This is a genomic window from Peiella sedimenti (assembly GCF_030504955.1).
GTDB classification, from domain to species: Bacteria; Pseudomonadota; Alphaproteobacteria; order Caulobacterales; family Caulobacteraceae; genus Brevundimonas; species Brevundimonas sedimenti.
Map to the genome: position 1 here is coordinate 346906 of NZ_JAUKTR010000002.1, position 20646 is coordinate 367551.

General features: G+C 70.2%; 24 protein-coding genes. 13 read left to right on the plus strand and 11 right to left on the minus strand.

Annotated elements, in window-relative coordinates; genetic code table 11:
- Positions 1-111: 111 nt before the first annotated feature.
- The gene (locus Q0812_RS06690; protein WP_302109536.1) at positions 112-1458 is read right to left on the minus strand and encodes a trypsin-like peptidase domain-containing protein; all 1347 of its coding nucleotides are present in this window, start codon (positions 1456-1458) and stop codon (positions 112-114) included.
- Positions 1459-1542: 84 nt separating this feature from the next.
- Between Q0812_RS06690 and Q0812_RS06695 the strand changes: the two genes are divergently transcribed.
- Complete coding sequence (locus tag Q0812_RS06695) at positions 1543-2325, plus strand: DUF3313 family protein (RefSeq protein ID WP_302109537.1); 783 nt, start codon at positions 1543-1545, stop codon at positions 2323-2325.
- A 35-nt stretch (positions 2326-2360) separates the two neighbouring features.
- Here Q0812_RS06695 and Q0812_RS06700 read toward each other — a convergent pair whose 3' ends face one another.
- Together Q0812_RS06700 and Q0812_RS06705 are read right to left on the minus strand one after the other, a co-directional pair.
- The gene (locus Q0812_RS06700) at positions 2361-2759 is read right to left on the minus strand and encodes an acyl-CoA thioesterase (RefSeq protein ID WP_302109538.1); all 399 of its coding nucleotides are present in this window, start codon (positions 2757-2759) and stop codon (positions 2361-2363) included.
- Entirely contained in the window at positions 2759-3940 is a 1182-nt protein-coding gene (locus tag Q0812_RS06705) for an acyl-CoA dehydrogenase (protein WP_302109539.1), read from the minus strand. The genes Q0812_RS06700 and Q0812_RS06705 overlap by 1 nt, the downstream gene beginning before the upstream one ends.
- Before the next feature lie 85 nt (positions 3941-4025).
- On the opposite strand from Q0812_RS06705, the gene Q0812_RS06710 reads away from it, so the two are divergent.
- Together Q0812_RS06710 and Q0812_RS06715 are read left to right on the plus strand one after the other, a co-directional pair.
- Complete coding sequence (locus Q0812_RS06710; protein WP_302109540.1) at positions 4026-4298, plus strand: DUF6356 family protein; 273 nt, start codon at positions 4026-4028, stop codon at positions 4296-4298.
- A gap of 291 nt (positions 4299-4589) precedes the next feature.
- On the plus strand, positions 4590-5816 hold the full coding sequence (locus Q0812_RS06715) for a CaiB/BaiF CoA transferase family protein (RefSeq protein WP_302109541.1): 1227 nt from the start codon (positions 4590-4592) through the stop codon (positions 5814-5816).
- On the opposite strand, the gene Q0812_RS06720 is transcribed toward Q0812_RS06715, so the two are convergent.
- Together Q0812_RS06720 and mdh are read right to left on the minus strand one after the other, a co-directional pair.
- Positions 5813-6247 carry a putative signal transducing protein gene (locus tag Q0812_RS06720; RefSeq protein WP_302109542.1) on the minus strand — a complete coding sequence of 145 codons (435 nt, stop codon included), beginning with the start codon at positions 6245-6247 and terminating at the stop codon, positions 5813-5815. The genes Q0812_RS06715 and Q0812_RS06720 overlap by 4 nt on opposite strands.
- Positions 6248-6459: 212 nt before the next feature.
- On the minus strand, positions 6460-7422 hold the full coding sequence (gene mdh, locus Q0812_RS06725) for a malate dehydrogenase (RefSeq protein WP_302109543.1): 963 nt from the start codon (positions 7420-7422) through the stop codon (positions 6460-6462).
- Between the two features lie 156 nt (positions 7423-7578).
- Between mdh and Q0812_RS06730 the strand changes: the two genes are divergently transcribed.
- From Q0812_RS06730 to Q0812_RS06740, 3 genes are read left to right on the plus strand one after another with little or no spacing between them, the layout of a single operon-like run.
- On the plus strand, positions 7579-8496 hold the full coding sequence (locus Q0812_RS06730) for an SIMPL domain-containing protein (RefSeq protein ID WP_302109544.1): 918 nt from the start codon (positions 7579-7581) through the stop codon (positions 8494-8496).
- Between the two features lie 26 nt (positions 8497-8522).
- Complete coding sequence (locus Q0812_RS06735; protein WP_302109545.1) at positions 8523-8894, plus strand: VOC family protein; 372 nt, start codon at positions 8523-8525, stop codon at positions 8892-8894.
- Positions 8895-8898: 4 nt separating this feature from the next.
- Complete coding sequence (locus Q0812_RS06740; protein WP_302109546.1) at positions 8899-9324, plus strand: HIT domain-containing protein; 426 nt, start codon at positions 8899-8901, stop codon at positions 9322-9324.
- On the opposite strand, the gene Q0812_RS06745 is transcribed toward Q0812_RS06740, so the two are convergent.
- Positions 9311-9904, minus strand: a complete 594-nt coding sequence (locus tag Q0812_RS06745; protein ID WP_302109547.1) for a hypothetical protein — start codon at positions 9902-9904, stop codon at positions 9311-9313. The two genes, Q0812_RS06740 and Q0812_RS06745, sit on opposite strands and share 14 nt — an antisense overlap.
- Positions 9905-10106: 202 nt before the next feature.
- On the opposite strand from Q0812_RS06745, the gene sdhC reads away from it, so the two are divergent.
- The 6 genes from sdhC to Q0812_RS06775 are packed head-to-tail and all read left to right on the plus strand — an operon-like array spanning position 10107 to position 14682.
- Positions 10107-10580 (plus strand): succinate dehydrogenase, cytochrome b556 subunit, encoded by a 474-nt coding sequence (gene sdhC / locus Q0812_RS06750; RefSeq protein WP_302109548.1) that lies wholly within the window; start codon positions 10107-10109, stop codon positions 10578-10580.
- Positions 10577-10978: a succinate dehydrogenase, hydrophobic membrane anchor protein gene (gene sdhD / locus Q0812_RS06755; protein ID WP_302109549.1), complete on the plus strand. Its 402-nt coding sequence runs from the start codon at positions 10577-10579 to the stop codon at positions 10976-10978. The genes sdhC and sdhD overlap by 4 nt, the downstream gene beginning before the upstream one ends.
- A gap of 7 nt (positions 10979-10985) precedes the next feature.
- Positions 10986-12770: a succinate dehydrogenase flavoprotein subunit gene (gene sdhA, locus Q0812_RS06760; protein WP_302109550.1), complete on the plus strand. Its 1785-nt coding sequence runs from the start codon at positions 10986-10988 to the stop codon at positions 12768-12770.
- Between the two features lies 1 nt (position 12771).
- Positions 12772-13554: a succinate dehydrogenase iron-sulfur subunit gene (locus Q0812_RS06765; RefSeq protein ID WP_302109551.1), complete on the plus strand. Its 783-nt coding sequence runs from the start codon at positions 12772-12774 to the stop codon at positions 13552-13554.
- A gap of 3 nt (positions 13555-13557) precedes the next feature.
- Positions 13558-13878: a 2Fe-2S iron-sulfur cluster-binding protein gene (locus Q0812_RS06770; RefSeq protein WP_302109552.1), complete on the plus strand. Its 321-nt coding sequence runs from the start codon at positions 13558-13560 to the stop codon at positions 13876-13878.
- 6 nt (positions 13879-13884) lie between these two features.
- Positions 13885-14682, plus strand: a complete 798-nt coding sequence (locus Q0812_RS06775) for a kinase (protein WP_302109553.1) — start codon at positions 13885-13887, stop codon at positions 14680-14682.
- Here Q0812_RS06775 and Q0812_RS06780 read toward each other — a convergent pair.
- From Q0812_RS06780 to Q0812_RS06790, 3 genes are read right to left on the minus strand one after another with little or no spacing between them, the layout of a single operon-like run.
- Positions 14679-15455 carry a sulfite exporter TauE/SafE family protein gene (locus tag Q0812_RS06780; protein ID WP_302109554.1) on the minus strand — a complete coding sequence of 259 codons (777 nt, stop codon included), beginning with the start codon at positions 15453-15455 and terminating at the stop codon, positions 14679-14681. The genes Q0812_RS06775 and Q0812_RS06780 overlap by 4 nt on opposite strands.
- Positions 15452-15994, minus strand: a complete 543-nt coding sequence (locus tag Q0812_RS06785) for a rhodanese family protein (protein WP_302109555.1) — start codon at positions 15992-15994, stop codon at positions 15452-15454. The genes Q0812_RS06780 and Q0812_RS06785 overlap by 4 nt, the downstream gene beginning before the upstream one ends.
- Entirely contained in the window at positions 15991-16332 is a 342-nt protein-coding gene (locus Q0812_RS06790; RefSeq protein WP_302109556.1) for an ArsR/SmtB family transcription factor, read from the minus strand. Before Q0812_RS06790 ends, Q0812_RS06785 begins: the two co-directional genes overlap by 4 nt.
- Before the next feature lie 44 nt (positions 16333-16376).
- Between Q0812_RS06790 and Q0812_RS06795 the strand changes: the two genes are divergently transcribed.
- Positions 16377-17279: an MBL fold metallo-hydrolase gene (locus Q0812_RS06795; RefSeq protein ID WP_302109557.1), complete on the plus strand. Its 903-nt coding sequence runs from the start codon at positions 16377-16379 to the stop codon at positions 17277-17279.
- A 126-nt stretch (positions 17280-17405) separates the two neighbouring features.
- Here the strand turns inward: Q0812_RS06795 and Q0812_RS06800 are convergent, their stop codons facing one another.
- Positions 17406-18254 (minus strand): haloacid dehalogenase-like hydrolase, encoded by an 849-nt coding sequence (locus tag Q0812_RS06800; protein WP_302109558.1) that lies wholly within the window; start codon positions 18252-18254, stop codon positions 17406-17408.
- The gene (locus tag Q0812_RS06805) at positions 18251-20599 is read right to left on the minus strand and encodes a sensor histidine kinase (protein ID WP_302109559.1); all 2349 of its coding nucleotides are present in this window, start codon (positions 20597-20599) and stop codon (positions 18251-18253) included. The genes Q0812_RS06800 and Q0812_RS06805 overlap by 4 nt, the downstream gene beginning before the upstream one ends.
- Positions 20600-20646 lie beyond the last annotated feature (47 nt).

The following is a 20646-nucleotide window of genomic DNA, read 5'->3' on the forward strand; positions in this document are numbered from 1 at the left end:
CCCCCCAGCCCCCCGTGATCTTGGGGCCAGGCCGCCGACAGCTTCAAAGCGAGACGCCCGTGCGCCCCCCTCCCCCCTCCAGGCGCGCGGGCGTTTTGCGTTTTCGGACCCTCAGTCCCGCAGCGTGATGGCCAGGGCCTGACCGTCGCGCAGGACCTCCAGCGTCAGCGCGCCTTCGCTTTCGCTGATGGCCTTGGCCAGATCCTCGGCGTTGGTCACGGTCTGCGTCCCCGCCTGCACGATCAGGTCGCCGGCCTGCAGTCCGCTGCGGGCCGCCGCCGTGCCCGGGCCCACCGACGTCACTAGGGCCCCCGCCGGCGTCTCGCCCTCGGCGGGGTGAGAGCGGAAGCCCGCGCCCAGCGCCTCGGCCTGGTCGCCCGAGCGCACGACCCGGGCGGGCTGGGGCTCCTCCACCGTCAGCTGCACGGCCCGACGATCTCCGTCCCGCAGATAGGCCACGTTCAGCACCGTGCCGGGCTGAACGATGCCGACCGCCGAACTGACCGCCCCGGAGGTGGCGATGGGACGGCCCTGGACCTCGACGATGATGTCGTTCCGCTGCAGGCCGGCGCGCGCCGCGGGCGAGCCGGGGACCACGTCCTCCACCACCGCGCCCCGGTTCGAGCTGAGACCCAGCTCGCGCGCCCGCGCCGCCGTCAGGGTCACCGTGGTCACCCCGATGCGCCCGCGCCGCACCTGGCCGGTGGCCCGGATCTGATCCACCACCGCCGTGACGATGCGGGTCGGCACGGCGAAGGCGATGCCGTCGTTGCCGCCGCCGCCGCCCGACAGGATGGCCGTGTTGATGCCGATCAGCCGGCCCCGGCTGTCCAGCAGAGGCCCACCCGAGTTGCCCGTGTTCACGGCCGCGTCGGTCTGGATGTAGTCCTCGATGGCGTCGCCGATCCCTGAGCGGCCCAGGCCCGAGACCACGCCCATGGTCACGGTCTGGTCCAGACCCAGCGGATAGCCCACGGCGAAGGCCAGGTCGCCGGTCCTCAGGGTGTCGGAATCGGCCACCTCCACCTGGGTCAGGCGCGGCGCCTCGATCTTCAGCACGGCCAGGTCGGTGGCGGCGTCGGCGCCCAGCAGCTCGGCCTCGACGATGCGGCCGTCGGCCAGCTCCACGCGGAAGGCCTCGCCGTTGCGCACCACGTGCTCGTTGGTGACGATGATGCCCGCCGCCGCGTCCAGCACCACGCCCGATCCGCCCGTGATCTCACGCAGCTCGGCCTGGCCGCCCGCGGTGCGAGGGCCGCGCGGCCGGGCCAGGGTGATGACCTGGGGCGCCGCCGCCAGGGCCGGCTCCAGCAGCCGCGCAAAGCTGAACACGCCCCGCTCGGCGTCATAGGCCGAAAGTTCTGCGGACGGCCGCGTCTGGGCCAGGGCGGGCGAGGCGCCGATCAGGGCGCCGAGGGCGGCGGTGAGCAACAGGCGGGAGCGGACGGTCTTGATCATGGATGAAGCCTAGCGCGAGCCTTTCGCCCTGACGACAGGCAAAGCGCCGCTGAACCGCGCGCCGATGCGCGGCGTATAGGTCGCATGCCTCGCTCACGACCGATCATCGCCGCCGCCGCGCTCGGCCTCGTCTCAGCCGCCTGCGCCACCGCGCCCGCGCCCCAGTCCGGCTTCCTGACCAGCTATGAGGGTCTGCAGGCGCGCGGCGACACCGTGCGCGCCTCGGTGCGCCAGCGGCGCGACGAAGCTCTGGTGCGCGGCCTCGAGCGGGTCCGCATCGAGCCCGCCGTGCTGACCACGGGCGCGGCGCCTCAGGACCTGACCGAGGCGGAGCGCGCCCTGGTGCTGAACGAGATCGACCGCCAGGTCTGCTACGAGCTCAGCGAACGTTTCGCCCTCGCCGGCCCCGAAGACGATCAGGCGGGCCGGGTGCGCGTCGCCGCCACTCGCATCAGCCCCACCGGCCGCGTCGCCTCGGCCGCCTCTGCGGTGGCGGGCCAGTTCATCCCCGGACCCATCGGCCTGCGCGCCCCCGGCACGACGGGCGGCCTCGCGGCCGAGGCCGAGCTCCTGACCCCGGACGGGCGCCAGGCCGCGGCCCTTATGTTCGCGCGCGACGCCAATGTGGTGGGAACCGACAATCCGTCCCTGTCGCGCGTGGGCGACGCACACCAGTTCGCCGAGACCTTCGGGGACATGGCCGCGGACGCCCTGGCCGGAGAGGCGCGCCCGGCCGGCGCTGTGCCGGACCCTGACCCCTGCGCCCGCTACGGCCCCCGCGTCCGGCCCGAAGGCTTCGTCGCCCGGGCGGTCACGGGCCTCTACGATCCCGGCCTCAGCGGCGGCCGCGCCCCCGAAGAGGACTGATCAGGCCAGGGGTCTCAGGTGTCAGGCCTCAGGTGTCAGGCCTCAGGCGTCAGCGGCCGAGGCCGGCGGTCGTCGCCGATGGCCACATAGGTGAAGACCCCCTCGGTCACCCGCACCTCCTGAGCCCTGGGGTCGTTGCGGGCCCGCTTCCAGGCCTCCACATGCACCCGGATCGAGGTGCGCCCGGTGGTCAGCAGGCTGGCGTAGATGGTCACCTCGTCGCCCACGGCCACGGGCTCGTGGAACACCATGGCGTCCACCGCCACGGTCACGCAGCGCCCGCCCGCCGCCTCGAAGGCCGGGGTCGCGCCCGCCAGGTCCATGTGCGCCAGCAGCCAGCCGCCGAAGATGTCGCCCTCGGGGTTGGTGTCCGCCGGCATGGCGATGACGCGGCCGACCAGCCGGCCCCTCGGTTCGCCCTGGGGCTCGCTCATCAAAAGGCGCTTTGCCCGGTGATGGCCCGACCCAGGATCAGGGCGTGCACGTCGTGGGCCCCCTCATAGGTGTTGACCGTCTCCAGGTTCATGGCGTGGCGCATGACGTGGTGCTCGCCGGTGATCCCGGCCCCGCCGTGCATGTCGCGGGCCTCGCGCGCAATGGCCAGGGCCTTGCCGCAGTTGTTTCGCTTCATCATCGAGATGGCCTCGGGAACCCAGTCGCCCGCGTCCAGCCGCCGTCCCAGGGCCAGCGCGCCCTCAAAGCCCAGGAAGATTTCGGTCTGCATGTCGGCCAGCTTCTTCTGCACCAGCTGGCGCGACGACAGGGGCCGGCCGAACAGCATGCGCTCGCCCACATATTCCCGCGCGGCGTGGAAGCAGAACTCCGCCGCTCCCATGGCGCCCCACGCAATCCCATAGCGGGCCTTGTTCAGGCAGCTGAAGGGACCGCGCAGACCCTTCACGCCCGGCAGGATGTTGGCCTCGGGCACGAACACGTCGTTCAGCCCGATGTCGCCGGTGATCGAGGCGCGCAAGGACAGCTTGTCGCCGATCTTGGTGGTGGAGAAGCCGTCGAAGTCGCGCTCCACGATGAAGCCCCGGATGTCGCCGTCCAGCTTGGCCCAGACCACCGCCAGGTGGCTGATGGGGCTGTTGGTGATCCAGTACTTGGCGCCGTTCAGCCGGTAGCCGCCGTCCACCCGGTCAGCGCGGGTCTTCATGGACGCCGGGTCCGACCCCCCGTCCGCCTCGGTCAGGCCGAAACAGCCGATCAGCTTGCCCGCCGCCATCTCGGGCAGGAACTTCGACTTCTGTTCATCCGAGCCGAAGGCGTAGATCGGATACATGGCCAGCGAGCTCTGCACGCTCATGGCAGAGCGATAGCCGCTGTCGACCGCCTCCACCTCGCGCGCCATCAGGCCATAGGCCACGTGGCTCAGGCCCGCGCCGCCGTACTGTTCCGGCAGGGTCGCGCCCAACAGGCCCAGCTCGCCCATCTCGGTCATGATCTCGGGGTCGAACCGCTCCTCGGCGAAGGCCGAGATGACCCGCGGCATCAGGGCGTCGCGCGCATAGGCCCGCGCCGTCTCGGCCACCATGCGCTCATCCTCGGTCAGGCGGCCCTGAAGGTCGAGCGGGTCGTCCCAGCGGAAAGTCTTGGCGGCGGCGTCGGTCATGGCGGTCAGGCTTCGGTGATTGGGGTCAGGCGGTTGCGATGGGCGGGCTTCTACGCCAAACCGCACGGCAGAGGTAGGGGCGGCCATGACGGCGTCATTCAAGGACAGCGGGAACGGAAGGCGGGGCGGCCTCATCCATCGCCTGTTCGCCGCCCATCCGGCCGAGGTGGGCGAAGGTTATAGCGAGCACGCGCTCGCCGCCTCGCGCTACGGCTTTCGCCTGATCGGCGCGGGGCTGATGGCGCTCACCCACGCCCTCGTGCCGGCCCTCTTCAAGACCCGTGTCTCCGAGGAGATATTCTCCATGGCCGACGAACTGCGCGCGCGGCGGGGCGGCGAACCTCACAGCAAGGCCTGACCGCGGCCAGATTCCGCCTTATCTCTTGCCGGCCACTGTGCCGGGCGGCCGGATCGGGTCAAGGATGGCCTTCGGCCACCGCGCGAGCGGCGCGCCTTTCAGGCGCGTCCTTGACGCGCTCCCGGTCCGCCCGGCTGTCCTCATCCAGGAGATAAGTCCTTTTCCCTTCTCCCCTTGTGGAAGAAGGTGGCGCGCAAGCGCCGGATGAGGGGGTTCCTTCCCTCCCGCTGCTTCGGCCCGCATTCGAGAACCGCCTTCTCCGCTGAATGGAGACGGGCTAGTCAAAGGCCCATGACCCAAGGCCCCCTCTCCGGCGTCAAAGTCCTCGACCTCAGCCGCGTCCTCGCCGGGCCCTGGGCGACCCAGCTCCTGGCCGACCTCGGCGCCGAGGTCATCAAGATCGAGAGGCCGGGCGCGGGCGACGACACCCGCGCCTGGGGCCCGCCCTTCACAACCACCACGACCGGCGCGCGCGGCGACGCGGCCTACTTCCTCTGCGCCAACCGCAACAAGCGTTCGGTCACGGTCGACATGGCCCAACCCGACGGCGCCGCCCTGATCCGCCGCCTGGCCGAACGGGCCGACGTGCTGGTGGAGAACTTCAAGGTCGGCGGCTTGAAGAAGTACGGGCTCGACTACGCCAGCCTCAGCGCCGCCAACCCCCGGCTGGTCTATTGCTCCATCACCGGCTTCGGTCAGGACGGCCCCTACGCCCCGCGTGCGGGCTACGACTACATGATCCAGGCCATGGGCGGGCTGATGTCTATCACCGGCCAGCCGGACGGCGCGCCGGGCGCAGAGCCCATGAAGGTGGGGGTGGCTGTGGCCGACCTCTTCACCGGTCTCTATGCGTCGAACGGCATTCTCGCCGCCCTGCTGCACGCCCGCGCCACCGGCCAGGGCCAGCACATCGACCTGGCCCTGTTCGACGTCCAGGCGGCCATGCTGGCCAACCAGGCCACCAACTGGTTCGCGTCCGGCAAGGCGCCCCGGCGCATGGGCAACGCCCACCCGAACCTCGCCCCCTACCAGCCCTTCGCCACCCAGGACGGGGCGGTGGTCGTGGCCGTGGGCAATGACGGCCAGTTCCAGGCCCTGTGCCGGGCTCTGGACGCGCCCGGCCTCGCGGATGATCCGCGCTTTCCCACCAACGCCCTGCGCGTCGAGCACCGGGGCGAGATGGTACAGGCCCTGGCCCCCCTCTTCGCCGCCCGCAGCACGGCCGACTGGCTGGCGCGGCTTGAGGCGGCGGGCGTGCCTTGCGGCCCCATCAACACCGTCGATCAGGTCTTCGCCGAGCCTCAAGCCCTCCATCGCGGCCTGACGGTGGAGCAGACGCGGGCCGACCTGGCCGGGACCGTCCGCACTCCCGCCAATCCGATCCGCCTGTCGCAGACCCCCGCCGCCTACGATCGCCCGCCGCCGGCCCTCGGCGCCGATACGGATCAGGTGCTGGCCGAGAGCCTGGGCTTGACCCCGGACGACCTGAACGCCCTGCGCCACAAGGGCGTGATCTAGGCCAGCAGGTTCGCGGCGAAGATCAGCAGGAACCCCACGCTCGCCAGGGCCACCAGGGCCAGGCCGACGATCCGCACCAGGGACATGCGCCCCTTGCCGCCGGACACCCCCAGGGCCAGCTCAGGCGCCATGGTCACGGCGGCCAGGGTGGCCACGGCCAGCCCAGGCCCGCCCTCGCGCCGGGGCAGATCGTCGCCCTCCGCCAGCGCCAGTTCGCCCCGCTGGGCCCGGGCCAACAGCTCGCGGGCGGCGTCGGCCTGGCTGGCCGGCGCCATCAGCCGCGTCCCGCCGAGGGCCCGCTGCATCAGGGGATCGATGGTGGCGAGGCCCGTGTCGGCGACCACCGCCTCAATGCCGTGGCTGTCCAGCAGGGCGCGCGCCAGCTCGGCCTCATAGACCTCGTGAAATCGCTCGATCAGGACCAGGGCCATGCGCCCATGGCCTCACGCAAGGGCGTCGTCGTCAAGCGGCTTGAACGCACGGACGGCCGCGGCTTGTCCACGCTCCCTCCCGGGTCCGGTACACTCGCGGGTCGGGGTCTTTCGCTTCGTCGATTATCTGGACGCTTCGGACGCTTCGGACGGTATTTTTGCAGTCCGGGCCGTCCGCATCCTGTCCGCCCCCATCGTCAGATGGGGCCGGTTCAGGCCAGGGACGGGTCCTGCTGCTTGCACGCCTCGATCAGGCCCTTCACCGAGTCCACGGACTTGGCCAGCATGGCCTTTTCCGACTCGTCGGTGGTGAACTCGACCACCTTCTCGACGCCGGAGGCGCCGATCAGGGCGGGCACGCCCACATAAAGGTCCGACAGGCCGTACTCGCCCGACACCCAGACGGCGCAGGGCAGGACGCGCTTCTGGTCCAGCAGGTAGGACTTGGCCATGGCGATGGCGCTTTCCGCGGGGGCGTAGAAGGCCGAGCCGGTCTTGAGCAGGGCCACGATCTCGCCGCCGCCCTTGCGGGTGCGCTCGACGATGGCGTCGAGGTCCGCCTGGCTCAGGAAGCCGGCCTTGACCGCGTCTGGCAGGGGCAGGCCGCCGATGGTCGAGTGACGCACCATCGGCACCATGTCGTCGCCATGGCCGCCCAGGGTCCAGGCGTGGATGTCCTGCACCGAAACGCCGGTCTTCTCGGCCAGGAAGTAGGCGAAGCGGGCGCTGTCCAGCACGCCGGCCATGCCGACGACCTTCTCCTTGGGCAGGCCCGAGAACTTCTGCAGGGCCCAGACCATGGCGTCCAGCGGGTTGGTGATGCAGATGACGAAGGCTTCCGGCGCGTGCTTGGCGATGCCCTCGCCCACGGCCTTCATGACCTTCAGGTTGATGCCGATCAGGTCGTCGCGGCTCATGCCCGGCTTGCGCGGCACGCCGGCGGTGACGATGCAGACGTCGGCGCCTGCGATGTCGGCGTAGTCGTTGGCGCCCTTCAGGGCCACGTCCTGGCCGAACACGGCGGTGGCCTCGGCGATATCCAGGCCCTTGCCCTGCGGCGTGCCCTCGGCGATGTCGAACAGGATCACGTCGCCCAGGGCCTCGCGCGCGCAGATGTGGGCGAGGGTGCCGCCGATCATGCCGGCGCCGATGAGGGCGATCTTCGCGCGAGCCATGTCTGGCCTCCGTCTCGAATGGGGATGCGCGCGCGGTCTAGCCCCCACGCCGGGCCGGAGCAAGGGGCGGGCGATCCGCTCTCGGGGAACCGAGTTCGCCTTGCCGCAATTCCGTCGGATTGGTTGGGCCCGATGCGGCCTTGAGAGGGAATCGTCATGTCTGCTTTTCGCCGCCTGACCCTGTTGGCCGCCGCCTCGGCCATGACCCTGGCCCCGCTCTCGGTCGCCCTGGCCCAGGTGCCCCCCGCCACGGTGGGCGACCGCTACGTGCCCGCGCCCTGGTGGATGCGCGATCCGGTTATCGCCTCCATCGGCTATGTCCGCACCGAGATCCCCGCCAACCGGGCCCAGTTCCAGGCCAGTTTCCAGACCATCAGCCGCACGGCGGCCCAGGCCCAGAGCGAGGCGGCGGACAAGGTGCGCGCCCTGTCCCGCGCGCTCCAGGCCTATGGCGAGGACCGGGTGCGGGTCTCGACCACGCTCAACATCCGTCCGCTCTATGAGCAGTACCGCGACGAACAGGGGAACATCCGCGAGAACCAGCGCTCGGATCAGGTCGAACGCTACGAGGCCAACGCCACGGTCAGTATCGAGGTGCGCGACACGGCCGTGCTCGAACGGGTCTACGCCAGCGTCCTGCAGGGCCAGCCCACCAGTGTCAGCCCGGTCTATTTCACCCTGCAGCCGGACAACGAGACCAAGACCCGGCTCCAAGCCGCCGCCGTCAGCGACGCCGCCCGCCGCGCCCGCGAGGCCGCCCAGAACGCCGGCGCCACGCTGGGTCGGGTGCAGGTGATCGATCCCACGGGCCGCGCCTGTCAGACGGATGTGCTGGCCGGCTGGCCCTCCTACGGCGCCTCCATGACGGCCACCGACGTGGACGCGGACAGCATCGTGGTGACGGGCTCGCGGGCCGCGCGTCCCATGGCCGCCCCGCCCCCGCCTCCTCCGCCGCCCCCGCCGGGCGCGCCGGGTCGAGGAGGCGAAAGCTCGGTCGAGGCCGCGCAGCTGGCCCTGACGCCGCCGTTGCAGGAGCTGACCGACCAGGCCTGCGTGGTTTACCGCCTCAACTAGACACGCCCCGAGGGAGGGGGAGGAACATGATCGGCTATGTGACGCTGGGCACCAACGATCTTCAGCGAGGGGCCAGATTCTACGACGCCCTGGCCGCCGAGCTGGGCACGACGCGCATGATGGAGTGGCCGGGCGCCATCGCCTGGGGCACGCCGGGCGCCGGGGCGGGCATCGGCCTGACCAAACCCTTCAACGGCGAGGCGGCCAGCGTCGGCAACGGCGTCATGGTGGCGCTCGAGGCCAAGTCGAAGGAACAGGTGGACCGCCTGTATGAGATCGCCCTCAAGCACGGCGGAACCTGCGAAGGCCCGCCCGGCCCGCGCGGCGACGGCGGCTTCTATGCGGCCTATTTCCGCGATCCCGACGGCAACAAGCTGAACGCCTTTCTGATGGGTTGAGGGCGTGGGTTTCGCCCTTCATCCCGATTTCGAGGGCACGTCGCATCTGATCGGCGAGCTTGAGCTGTGTCACGTGCGCCTGCACGACGACGCGCGTTTTCCCTGGCTGATCCTGATCCCGCGTCGCTACGGCGCGCGCGACCTGGTCGACCTGTTGCCCGGGGATCAGGCGCGGCTGATGCAGGAGATCGCCGTGGCGTCCGAAGCCGTCCGGGCGGTCGGGACCGATCGGGGGCCGGTCGAGAAGCTGAACGTGGCCGCGCTGGGCACCGTGACGCCCCAGCTGCATGTCCATGTGATTGGCCGGCGTTCTGACGACGCCGCCTGGCCGAGGCCTGTCTGGGGCGTGGGTCAGGCCGAGCCCTGGAGGGACCGCGCGGCGGATGCGGTGGAGCGCTTCAGGGCCGCGCTCGGCCTCACTGCCGGCTGAGGGTCACGGTCCGCTCGCCGTCCAGAAGACCGCGCCAGCCGCCCTGCCCGTCGGGCGTGAAGCTGAGGCGGCGTGTTCCCAGGGCCAGAACCGCGCCGCCGTCCCGGCGCACCACCGCGCCCAGGGCCTGCACCGCCAGGGGCGAGCCCTCCGGCGCCGCCAGGTCCCGCCAACCGCCGCTCATCGGCAGATCGCCGCCCGGATCGGTCAGGACCACCTCGAACAGGGCCTCGCCGTTCTCGCCCCGTACGCTCCACAGCCCGTCCAACGGACCCATCAGCGCCTGGCCCGCAGCGAAGGCGGTGGCCACGCCATTCTGGAAGGCCTGTTCGAAGGCCGTGGCCGGCCCCTCATAGGCGCCGTCGTAGCGCTCCAGCCGTACCGGCGTCGCCGGCGGCCGCCCTGGCAGGAAGGGCGGTTGACCGCCTGGATCCAACTCCACCTCGAAAGGGCGCACGCGGGGCGGTTGATACAGCTGCTCCGGCGGCGTATCGGCCGGCGCGCCCGCCGCCTCATCTGAGGGCGGCGCCGCAGGTTGAGTTTGGGCCGCAAGGGCCAGGCTGAAGATAAGCGCGATCAATCCAATCTCCGCCGTGATGCGTAGCAGCGGCTGAACCCATGCAAGCCCACGCCGCTCTCCTTCGCAAGACGCCCGCGACGATCCGGTTCCCTTCCGTTGACAGGGCGGGCGCCGGGTTCCAAAAGCAGGGCCGACCGGTGGCGGCGATTTTCCGATGAGCCGCCCGGGGCTTGCCAAAGGCTTAGAGGACGACATCCGCTCCATGGCCACACCTGAGACCGCCAGACCGGCCGCCGACCCCACCAACGAACCGCGCGACGATCAAACCGGCCGCTTCCGGGCGCCGCATCCCCGGCCTCTGTCCCCGCACCTGCAGGTCTGGCGCTGGCACGTGACCATGGCGGCCTCGATCCTGCACCGCATGTCGGGGATCGGGCTCTACATCGGCGCGATCCTGGTCACGGCCTGGCTGCTCAGCCTGGCGGCGGGGCCGGAGGCCTATGAGCGGTTCGCGGCCTTCGGCGGCTCGTGGCTCGGCCTGTTGCTCTGGTTCGCCTTCTCTGCGGCCGGTTTCTATCATCTGGCCTCGGGGCTTCGGCACCTGGTCTGGGACACGGGCCGCAGCCTCGATGTGCCGTCGGCCAACGCCTGGGCCTGGGGCACGATCGTCTTCGCCGCCGTCGCCACCGTGGCCTTCTGGGCCCTGCTGTTCGCCCAGGGGAGGATTTCGCTGTGAGCCGTATCGACGCCGCGCGCGTGCGGGTGCCCAAGGCCGCCGGCCACGGCGCCGGGACCTGGATCAAGGAGCGGGTCGAGGCCATCGCCCTGATCCCGCTGTCCCTGTGGGCCTTCTGGGCCGCCGCCCACCTGGCCGGCGCCGGCTACCAGGCCATGGTGGAGTGGCTGCGCCAGCCGCTCAACGCCGTCCTTCTGGCCCTGTTCGTGTTGATCAGCGTTGATCACATGCGCCTGGGCCTGCGCGTCGTGGTCGAGGATTACATCCATCGGCCGGGGAACAAGGCGGCGCTGCTGCTGCTCAATCTGTTCGTCTGCGGGCTGATCGGGGCGTTGGCCCTGTTCGCCATCCTCAAGGTCGCCCTGAGCGGCCCCGCCAACACCCTGTTCGGAGCCTAGAGAACCCATGGCCGCCTATGCCTTCGTCGATCACGCCTATGACGTGGTGGTGGTCGGCGCCGGGGGCTCGGGCCTCCGCGCCGCGCTCGGCTGCGCCCAGGCCGGACTGAAGACCGCCTGCGTCACCAAGGTCTTTCCCACCCGCAGCCATACCGTGGCGGCTCAGGGCGGCATCTCGGCCGCGCTCGGCAACATGGGCGAGGACGACTGGCGCTGGCACATGTTCGACACCGTCAAGGGCTCGGACTGGCTGGGCGACCAGGACGCCATCGAATACCTGTGCCGCGAGGCGCCTAAGGCCGTCTATGAGCTGGAGCACTGGGGCGTGCCCTTCAGCCGCACGGATGACGGCAAGATCTATCAGCGCGCCTTTGGCGGCATGACGCGCAACTTCGGCGAGGGCCCGGTGCAGCGCACCTGCGCCGCCGCCGACCGGACCGGCCACGCCATCCTGCACACCCTCTACGGCCAGTCGGTGCGCCGCCAGGTGGAGTTCTTCATCGAGTACTTCGCGCTGGACCTGATCATGGACGGCGGCGAGTGCCGCGGCGTCACCGCCTGGAAGCTGGACGACGGCACCCTGCACCGCTTCCGCGCCAAGCTGGTGATCCTGGCCACCGGCGGCTACGGCCGCGCCTACTTCTCGGCGACATCAGCCCACACCTGCACCGGCGACGGCAACGCCATGGTGCTGCGCGCGGGCCTGCCGCTCCAGGACATGGAGTTCGTCCAGTTCCACCCCACCGGCATCTACGGCGCCGGGTGCCTGATCACCGAGGGGGTGCGCGGCGAGGGCGGCTATCTGACCAACTCGGAAGGCGAGCGCTTCATGGAGCGCTATGCGCCCACCGTGAAGGACCTTGCCCCGCGCGACATGGTTTCGCGCTCCATGACCATCGAGATCCGCGAAGGGCGCGGCGTGGGCCCCAACAAGGACCACATCTACCTGCACCTGGATCACCTGGACCCGGCGGTCATCCACGAGCGCCTGCCCGGCATCAGCGAGAGCGCCAAAATCTTCGCCGGCGTCGACGTGACCAAGGAGCCGATCCCCGTCCTGCCGACCGTCCACTACAATATGGGCGGCATCCCCACGAACTATCGCGGCGAGGTGCTGACCAAGGCCGGCGGCGATCACAGCCAGGTGGTGCCGGGCCTGATGGCCGTGGGCGAGGCCGCCTGCGTCAGCGTTCACGGCGCGAACCGCCTGGGCTCCAATAGCCTGATCGACCTGGTGGTCTTCGGCCGGGCGGCGGGCCTGCGCGCCGCCGAGGTGGTGCAGCCTGGCGCCGTGCCGGACGCGACCCCCGCCCATACCGAGGCGCACCTGGACCGCTTCGACCGCTTCCGCAACGCCTCGGGCGGCACGCCCACGGCGGCCCTGCGCCTCAAGATGCAGAAGGCCATGCAGGAGGACGCCGCCGTGTTCCGCGACGGGCCGTCCCTGCAGTCGGGCGTCGACCGGCTAGCCGCCATCTGGGACGAGAGCCGCGACATCGGCGTGACCGACCGGGGCATGATCTGGAACACCGACCTGGTCGAGACCCTGGAGTACGACAACCTGCTGGGCCAGGCGATCGTCACCGTGAACGGCGCCCTCAACCGCACGGAAAGCCGGGGCGCCCACGCGCGCGAGGACTTCCCCGATCGCAACGACGCCGAGTGGATGAAGCACACCCTGACCTGGCTTGACCTACAATCGGGCCGTCCGGTCATCGACTACCGGCCGGTGCACAACTTCACTCTGACCGACGCGGTCAGCTACATCGAACCGCGCGCGCGGAAGTACTGAGATGGTTCAGCTCACTCTCCCCAAGGGCTCTCGCCCCACTCAAGGCAAGCGCTGGAAGGCGCCCGAGGGCGCCAAGGACGTGCGCGAGTTCAAGGTCTATCGCTACGATCCGGAGAACCCCGGCAATCCGCGCTGGGACGTCTATGAGGTGCCGGCGGGCGATCACGGGCCGATGGTTCTGGACGCCCTGATCCACATCAAGAACGAGATCGACCCCACCCTGACCTTCCGCCGCTCGTGCCGCGAAGGCATCTGCGGCAGCTGCGCCATGAACATCGACGGGCGCAACACCCTCGCCTGCACCAAGGGCTGCGACGAGCTGTCGGGCGACAAGGCGACCATCGCGCCCCTGCCGCACATGCCGGTGGTCAAGGATCTGGTGCCGGACCTGACCCTGTTCTACGCCCAATACGCCTCGATCATGCCCTATCTGAAGGTCGAGACGCCCGACCCGGAAAAGGAGCGGCTGCAGAGCCCCGAGGACCGCGCCAAGCTGGACGGCCTTTATGAGTGCATCCTGTGCGCGTGCTGCTCGACCAGCTGCCCCAGCTACTGGTGGAACCAGGAGAAATACCTGGGGCCGGCGGCCCTGCTCCAGGCCTATCGCTGGCTGGCCGACACGCGCGATGAGGCCACGGAGGAGCGGCTGGACGACTTGGAGGACCCCTTCAAGCTCTACCGCTGCCACACCATCATGAACTGCGCCCAGGTCTGCCCCAAGGGGCTGAATCCGGCCAAGGCCATCGCCGAAACCAAGAAGATGTTGGCCGAGCGGGAGCTCTAAGGCTTGGCTAAGATCACCTACATCGAGCACGACGGCCGCGAGCACGCGGTCGAGGTCAAGCCGGGCCTGTCGGTCATGGAGGGGGCGATCCGCAACAACGTCCCCGGCATCGACGCGGACTGCGGCGGCGCCTGCGCCTGCGCCACCTGCCACGTCTATGTGGACCCTGACTGGCTGGACAAGACCGGCGAGCGTTCGGTGATGGAGGAGTCGATGCTCGACTTCGCCGAGGCCGTCCAGGACAACTCGCGCCTGTCCTGCCAGATCCGGGTCACCGACCAGCTGGATGGGCTGGTGGTGCGCCTGCCCGAAAGTCAGCACTGAGGCGTCGTGGCCGCCGATCCCGCCCTCGTCGATCTGGTCGGGCGGCTGATCGCGGAGAAGGCGGCGGACGGCCGCGTCCCCGTCATCGGCATCGTCGGGGCGCAAGGCTCGGGCAAGACCACCCTGGCTCGCGCGGCGGCGGAGGCCTTCGGCGCGGCGCAAATCTCCATCGACGATGTCTATCTGACGCGGGCTCAGCGCGAGGTCATGGCGGCGCTGGTGCATCCGCTGTTCGTGACGCGCGGACCGCCGGGAACGCACGATCTGAACCTGCTGCGGTCACTCATTGATCAACTGTCCGCGGCGGGTCCCGATCAGGTCACGCGCCTGCCGGATTTCGACAAGCGCGGCGACGACCGCCTCCCGCTCGAGCGGTGGCGGCCCTTCACCGGCCGGCCCTCGGCCGTGCTGATCGACGCCTGGTGCCTGGGCGCGGTCGCCGAGGACGAGGCGGCGCTGGCTCAGCCGATCAATGCGCTGGAGCTGTCCGGGGACCCCGATGGCCGCTGGCGGCGTGCGGTGAACGGCTTTGTGGCGGGGCCGTACGCCACTTTCGCCGAACAGCTGGACGCGCTCATCTTCCTGCGCGCGCCCGGCTTTGATGTGGTGCACCGCTGGCGCTGCCAACAGGAGGCCGATCTGCTGGGGGTGGCGCCGGAGGATCTGCCTGAGCAGGAGCGCGAGCGGCTCGGCGGCTTCATCCAGTATTTCGAGCGCATCACCCGGCGCATGCTGGCGGGCGAGGTCAGGGCCGATGTGACGATTCAAATGGACGCGGACCGCCGCGTGCTAGGCATCGCCTAGAGCGCCATGACGGCCTTCCAAGCCACATAGGCCGCCGCCAGAAGAATGAGGCCGGCGAACAGGACCCGGCCCGTCCGCGCCTTTTCCCCCAGCGCCTGGGCGACCGGTTGGCCAGCGAGGGCGCCGAGGATTCCGCCGGCGGTCATGGCGACCACGATGCGCCAATTGATAAGGCCCGAGGCGGCGTAGTTCAGCGAGGTCACCGCGCCGAAGGTCGCCACACTGACCAGGGAGGCGGCCTGGGCCAAGGGCAGGGTCAGGCCCGCGCTGCGCATGAGCCCTGGCACGATCAGGAAGCCGCCCCCGATGCCGAAGAAGCCCGAGGCTGCGCCCACCGCCGTCCCCATGCCGGCGACCGCGGGGCCGTTGGCGCGCGACAGGCTTGCCTCGGCGCTGCCCTGAGGGGCGTTCGGCCGAAGCATGGCCAGGCCCACCGCCGCCATGGCCAGGGCGAAGAAGAGCAGCAGCTGATGCCCATCAATGCTCTTGGCCACGGTTGATCCGGCCAGGGCGCCCAGGGCGCCGAAGGCCGCGAACAGTCCGGCGATGCGCCAGCGCACCCGCCCTTTAGCGGCATGCCCGACCAGCGCCGTGGCGGCGTTGAGCGCCACGCCCGCCGCCGAGGCCCCGATGGCCACGTGCGGCTCGCGCACCCCCACCATGTAAAGCAGCAGCGGCACGGCCAGGACCGAACCCCCGCCCCCGAACAGGGTGAGCAGAAAGGCGACGATGCCGCCAGTCAGCAGGGTCAGTCCGACCTGAAGAAGGCTCATCCGCGCACGGCCCTGAAGGCGCGGTTCCAGGGCGCCAGGGTCAGCAGCCGGGCCATGCCGCAGAAGCCCGTCAGCCCCGCGGTGAACAGACCCGCCCCGACGAAGGCGCTGAGACCCCAGAAGCCGGGATGCACCAGCCAGCCGAGAACCGCGCCCAGCAGGACCAGCCCTCCGGCGGCGATCTGCACCTGACGCATCAGCTCCATCGGGGCCTTGCGGTCGGCCTCGACCGGCAGACCGGCGGCCTTCCAGCCGTTCAGCCCGCCCTCCAGCACGAAGGCCTGTCCCTCGACCCGCGCGGCCAAACGCGCGCAGTTGGCCTGGGTGCGGGCGCCGGAGCGGCACATGAATATGACGTCTTCACCGCTTGAGATCTGCAGGTGCGCCTCTTCGAAGATGGAGAGGGGGGCGAGGACGGCGCCGGCGATGTGTTCGCGGGCGTGCTCGTCCGGTTCGCGGACATCGACCAGGCGAGCCTGGCCGGAGGCGATGCGGCGCGCCGCATCGGCAGGTGTGACGGCGGTGAGCACGGCGGTCATGGCTGCTGGTTTTCCTTTTCCGCGCAGAAGATCTCAGCCAGCAGGCCGACGACCCTCAGCGCCGCGGTGTCGGCGATGCTGTAGTGGATGACGACGCCCTCCCGTCGCGCCCGGACCAGTCCCTGCTCACGCAGGCGCGCCAGGTGCTGGGACAGGGCCGATTGCGACAGGCCCGTTACGGGCATCAGGGCGCCCGCCGGCGTCTCTCCCCCGGCCAGGGCGCAAAGGATCAGCAGCCTGCCGTCATGGCTCAAGGCCTTGAGCAGCTCCGCCGCCTCTGCGGCCTTGCCGCGAAAGGCGTCGGGGTCCATCGGTGGTGGAGAAATCGACTTGGACATGACGCCTATATATTCGCCCTTGCTAAATAAGCAATAACTAATATATGAGCAGCCTCATCAGCCCTTTGGGAGACACTCCAGTGGCCAACCGTCCCGACGTGGAAGGCGTCTTCGACCCCGCCACCCACACCATCACCTATCTGGTCAGCGACCCGGCCACGGGCGCGGCGGCGGTCATCGATCCCGTGCTGGACTTCGACGCCGCGGCGGGCCGCACCTCGACCGCTTCGGCGGACCGCCTGCTGGCGCGCATAGCCGAGCTGGGCCTCAAGCTGGATTGGGTTCTGGAGACCCACGCCCACGCCGACCATCTGACGGCGGCGACCCACCTCCGCGACCGCACGGGCGCGAAGATCGCCATCGGCGAGAACATTATCCGCGTTCAGGAGGGCTTCGGGCCCCTGTTCGACATGCCCGACATGCCCAATCCGGCGGTGTTCGACCACCTGTTCGAAGACGGCGAGCGTCTGACGCTGGGCGAGCTGGACATCGAGGTTCTGCATACGCCGGGTCACACCCCCGCCTGCGTCAGCTACCTCATCGGCGATGCGGTGTTCGTCGGCGACACCCTGTTCATGCCCGACTACGGCACGGCCCGCTGCGACTTTCCCGGCGGCGATGCGGCCACCCTCTATCGCTCCATCCAGCGCCTCTTCGCGCTGCCGGCCGAGACGCGGCTGTTCGTCGGCCACGACTATCTGCCCAAGGACGGACGCAAGGCCTTCGCCTGGGAGACCACGGTGGGTCAGGAAAAGGCGGCCAATATCCATGTCGGCGGCGGCGTATCCGAAGCGGACTTCGTCGCCATGCGCACGGCCCGGGACAAGACGTTGGGCATGCCGGCGCTGATCCTGCCGTCGCTCCAGGTCAATCTGCGCGCCGGCGATCTGCCGCCGCCGGACAGGCAGGGCCGCCGCTACCTCAGGCTGCCGCTGAACGCGGTCTAGAGCGAAGTCGGCTCAGCGGGCTGTGCGCCCTGAGAGGCTCGGATTTTGGTCCAGACGCCTAGTGAGAGCCGGATCCACGATATCGGCGGAACCGCGGAAGCAGTTCCACCTCAACCGATCGGACTCTCAGGCGGCGGGCATGACGCCTTCATTGATGGCGATGCGGCCGATCAGCCCCTTGACGATCAGGTCCAGTGCCGACCCCTCCCGGTAGTCGGCCGCCGCCACGAAGTTCACCCGGTCTTCCGAGATCAGGCTGTAGATCTTGTCCTGGTCCCGCTCGGAATTGCGGGGGTCGTACACCGCGATCGAGAAGCCGCCCTTGGTGTGCATCATCTTCATGGTCGGCACGTCGGTGTCGCCGTCGCCCAGGAAGATCATGCGGCTGAAGGGCACCGGCCGCTCATCATCGGGAATGAAGCGGTTGATGCGCTCGTGCTCGAAGTGGTTCAGCACGCCCTTGTTGATGCGGAACAGGTACTGGGTCTTGGTGGTGTAGTTCACCCCCACGGCCGGCCACACGGCGACGCCGTCCGGGTCATAGACGAACTTGGATGCGAAGACGTGGCGGAAGGCGTCGCGGATCGGGCACCCGTCGATCATCTCCTCCAGCCCGGCCGAGATGATGTAATGCTCCAGCTCCAGCCCGTACTGGGCGGCGAACAGATTGATGCGGTCGAACCAGCCCGGCCCGGTCAGGTCGGACTTGAGGCCGTCGAACAGCTTCACATCCTGGCCGTGCTCGCGCAGCAGCCGCCGGGTAATGGGCGAGCCGTTTTCGCGCGCCCGCTGCAGCATCAGCTGCATGTACATCAGGATGTTGTCGCCGTCGGACTCGCGCGTCAGCCGGTCCGCCTCGCCCCAGAAGTCGCCGATCCCCATGCCGACGGAGGGGATGAAGGTCACCTCCTGCATGTTGCCCCGGGCCAGCGTCCCGTCGAAGTCGTAGATCAGGGCGGTTTTCTTCAGGCTCACGCACGGGCTCCGGCGGCAGGCAGGTCCAGTTCGGGCTCGGCCGCCCCCTGAGCCGCCTGTTCCGGCAGGTGTAGGGTGAAGACCGCGCCATGGCCGGGCTCGCTCTCCAGGGCGACCCAGCCGCCGTGCATTTCCACCAGCGCCTTGACCAAAGCAAGGCCAAGACCAGGCCCGCCCCGCTCGCGCGCCGTGAAGCGGTCGAAGATGTGCGCCTGCACGTGGAACGGGATGCCCCGTCCGCGGTCCTTCACATGGATGCGGACCTCGCCCTGGGTCCGCTCGGCCGCCAGTTCGATCTGCGATCCCTGGGGGGCGGCGCGAAGGGCGTTGTCGCCCAACTGATCCAGCGCCTGACCAAGCCGCAGGGCGTCGGCGCGGATCAGGCCGCAATCCGGCGCACAGGTCACAAAGACCGTCACGGCTTTCGCCTGGGCGCGGTCCGCCAGCCGCCGAGCGGCTCCCGCGATCAACTCCTCGACACTCACGTCGCCCAGGGACAGCGCCATCTCCCCGGCGTCGATCTGGGCCATGTCCAGCACGTCATCCACCGAGCGCGCCAGCTGCATCGCCGCCGACTTGATGGCCGCCACGTGGGGGCGCGTCCGCTCCGGCAGGGCCTCCCCCTGGCTTTCCATCAACTCGGCGTAGCCGATGATGGTCGTCAGGGGCGTGCGCAGCTCGTACGAGACGTTGCCCACGAACTCCCGCTTCAGGGTCTCGGCCTCGGACAGGGCGGCCTCGCGCTGGGCCAGGGCCTTCTCCAGCTCGCGCGTGGCTGTGATGTCGGAGAAGGCGACCAGGGTCGCGCCGTCGGGCAGCGGCCGGGTCTGCCAGGCGACCGTGCGGCGGTCATTGGTGCGCGCCTCGCCCGAGACGGGCACCCGCGCGTGCGGGTCGGGGTCGGCGACCCGGCCCTTGAGTTCGGCCCACAGGGTGGGCTCCGGCAGCAGCCGACGGCACAGGGCCGAGACGCCTTCGAAATCAGCCGCCTCGGACAGCTCGGGCCCGCCGGCGCGCCAGAACCGCTCGAAAGCCTCGTTGTGCAGGCGCAGCCGACCGTCCGAGCCGAACACGGCGACGGCGTCGTTCAGCTTGTCCAGGGTGGCGCGCTGAACCTGGATCAGGGCGTTGTACTGGGCGCGCAGCTTCAACTCATCGGTGATGTCCGAGAACAGCAGAACGAGGCCGCCGCGCGGATCCGGCTGGCGCGCCAGGCGCAGCGTGCGGCCGTCGGGCAGGGTCCAGGTTTCGTCGGCGAACGGTCCTGAGGCGCCATAGAGGTCCAGCTCCGCAGCCTTCCACGCGCCGTAGTCGGCCACCTCGGGCAGGCGGCGGCGCTGGCGCAGGCGGTCAAGAATCTCCCCGTGGGTCGGCCGCTCGTCCAGCCAGGCGGCCTCAAGGCCGAAGCTCTGCTGGAAGGCGCGGTTGTGGAACACCAGGCGCTTGCCGGGCCCGAAGATCAGGACCGCGTCGTCAAGTCGGTCCAGGGTCTCGTCGTGCGCCTTGACCTGACGTTTAAGGGTCTCGCGGATTTCCTCGGCCTCGGTGACGTCCTCGGCCCAGGCCAGAACCTCGCCCGCCTCAAGGGGCTGCACGCCCAGCCTCCAGGCCTTGCGCTTGCCGCCCACCGTGATCCAGCGGAAACCCTGGCGCGGTTCGCCCGATCGGCGCGCCTCGGCCGCCAGGGCCTCGGCGTTGCGCCCGAAGCCGCCGTTGGCGCGCACCGCCTCAAGATCCGGCTGCTCGGACGCGGCCAGGAAGGCCGGATTGGCCCAGGTCAGCGCGTCGGCCGCGTCCAGCCGCCAGGCCGGCATGGGCAGACGCTCGGCCACATCGCCGCCGGAAGCGCCGTTTTCCGACAGGCCGCCCTGCGCGCCGACGGGCCGCAGGCGCAGCCAGGCCACGCCGCCGGTGGCGCGACCGTCCACCTCCAGCCCGGCGGCGTTGAAGCGGCAGGGCTCGCCTTCCTGGATCAGGGCGGCGATGCGCTCCGCATGTTCCGGCGATGAGGCGGCGATGGCGCTGACCATCTCCTCGGCGGCCCCATCAGGGTCTTGGCTCAGCCGCGCCTCGTCGACCTGCAGCGCGCGGGCGCAGGCCGACAGGGTCCAGCCGCCCGACACGGCGCGGATGCGCTCGGGGTCCAGGCTGATGAGACAGGTGTCGAAGGCGTCCGCCCCGCCTTTCAAGGCCAGCATGTCTTCGCGCAGGCCCTGGGCTTCCGCCTCGGCGCGCGCCAGGGCGCCCAAGGCGCGGCGGCGGAAACGCCACGCCCAGGCCGCTGCCGAGAGCGACAGGCCGATGGCGCCGACCGAGGCGGCGAAGGCGACGTCGTTGACGGGCATATGGCTGATCCGAATCACGGCCAGACTAACAGAAACCGTCTCTCATG

Excerpts from the sequence above, each read along its gene's own strand:
- Q0812_RS06690 (WP_302109536.1), bottom strand. The coding sequence starts at position 1,458 with ATGATCAAGACCGTCCGCTCCCGCCTGTTGCTCACCGCCGCCCTCGGC.
- Q0812_RS06695 (WP_302109537.1), top strand. The coding sequence starts at position 1,543 with ATGCCTCGCTCACGACCGATCATCGCCGCCGCCGCGCTCGGCCTCGTC.
- Q0812_RS06700 (WP_302109538.1), bottom strand. The coding sequence starts at position 2,759 with ATGAGCGAGCCCCAGGGCGAACCGAGGGGCCGGCTGGTCGGCCGCGTC.
- Q0812_RS06705 (WP_302109539.1), bottom strand. The coding sequence starts at position 3,940 with ATGACCGACGCCGCCGCCAAGACTTTCCGCTGGGACGACCCGCTCGAC.
- Q0812_RS06710 (WP_302109540.1), top strand. The coding sequence starts at position 4,026 with ATGACGGCGTCATTCAAGGACAGCGGGAACGGAAGGCGGGGCGGCCTC.
- Q0812_RS06715 (WP_302109541.1), top strand. The coding sequence starts at position 4,590 with ATGACCCAAGGCCCCCTCTCCGGCGTCAAAGTCCTCGACCTCAGCCGC.
- Q0812_RS06720 (WP_302109542.1), bottom strand. The coding sequence starts at position 6,247 with ATGGCCCTGGTCCTGATCGAGCGATTTCACGAGGTCTATGAGGCCGAG.
- mdh (WP_302109543.1), bottom strand. The coding sequence starts at position 7,422 with ATGGCTCGCGCGAAGATCGCCCTCATCGGCGCCGGCATGATCGGCGGC.
- Q0812_RS06730 (WP_302109544.1), top strand. The coding sequence starts at position 7,579 with ATGTCTGCTTTTCGCCGCCTGACCCTGTTGGCCGCCGCCTCGGCCATG.
- Q0812_RS06735 (WP_302109545.1), top strand. The coding sequence starts at position 8,523 with ATGATCGGCTATGTGACGCTGGGCACCAACGATCTTCAGCGAGGGGCC.
- sdhC (WP_302109548.1), top strand. The coding sequence starts at position 10,107 with ATGGCCACACCTGAGACCGCCAGACCGGCCGCCGACCCCACCAACGAA.
- sdhA (WP_302109550.1), top strand. The coding sequence starts at position 10,986 with ATGGCCGCCTATGCCTTCGTCGATCACGCCTATGACGTGGTGGTGGTC.
- Q0812_RS06765 (WP_302109551.1), top strand. The coding sequence starts at position 12,772 with ATGGTTCAGCTCACTCTCCCCAAGGGCTCTCGCCCCACTCAAGGCAAG.
- Q0812_RS06780 (WP_302109554.1), bottom strand. The coding sequence starts at position 15,455 with ATGAGCCTTCTTCAGGTCGGACTGACCCTGCTGACTGGCGGCATCGTC.
- Q0812_RS06785 (WP_302109555.1), bottom strand. The coding sequence starts at position 15,994 with ATGACCGCCGTGCTCACCGCCGTCACACCTGCCGATGCGGCGCGCCGC.
- Q0812_RS06790 (WP_302109556.1), bottom strand. The coding sequence starts at position 16,332 with ATGTCCAAGTCGATTTCTCCACCACCGATGGACCCCGACGCCTTTCGC.
- Q0812_RS06795 (WP_302109557.1), top strand. The coding sequence starts at position 16,377 with ATGAGCAGCCTCATCAGCCCTTTGGGAGACACTCCAGTGGCCAACCGT.
- Q0812_RS06805 (WP_302109559.1), bottom strand. The coding sequence starts at position 20,599 with ATGCCCGTCAACGACGTCGCCTTCGCCGCCTCGGTCGGCGCCATCGGC.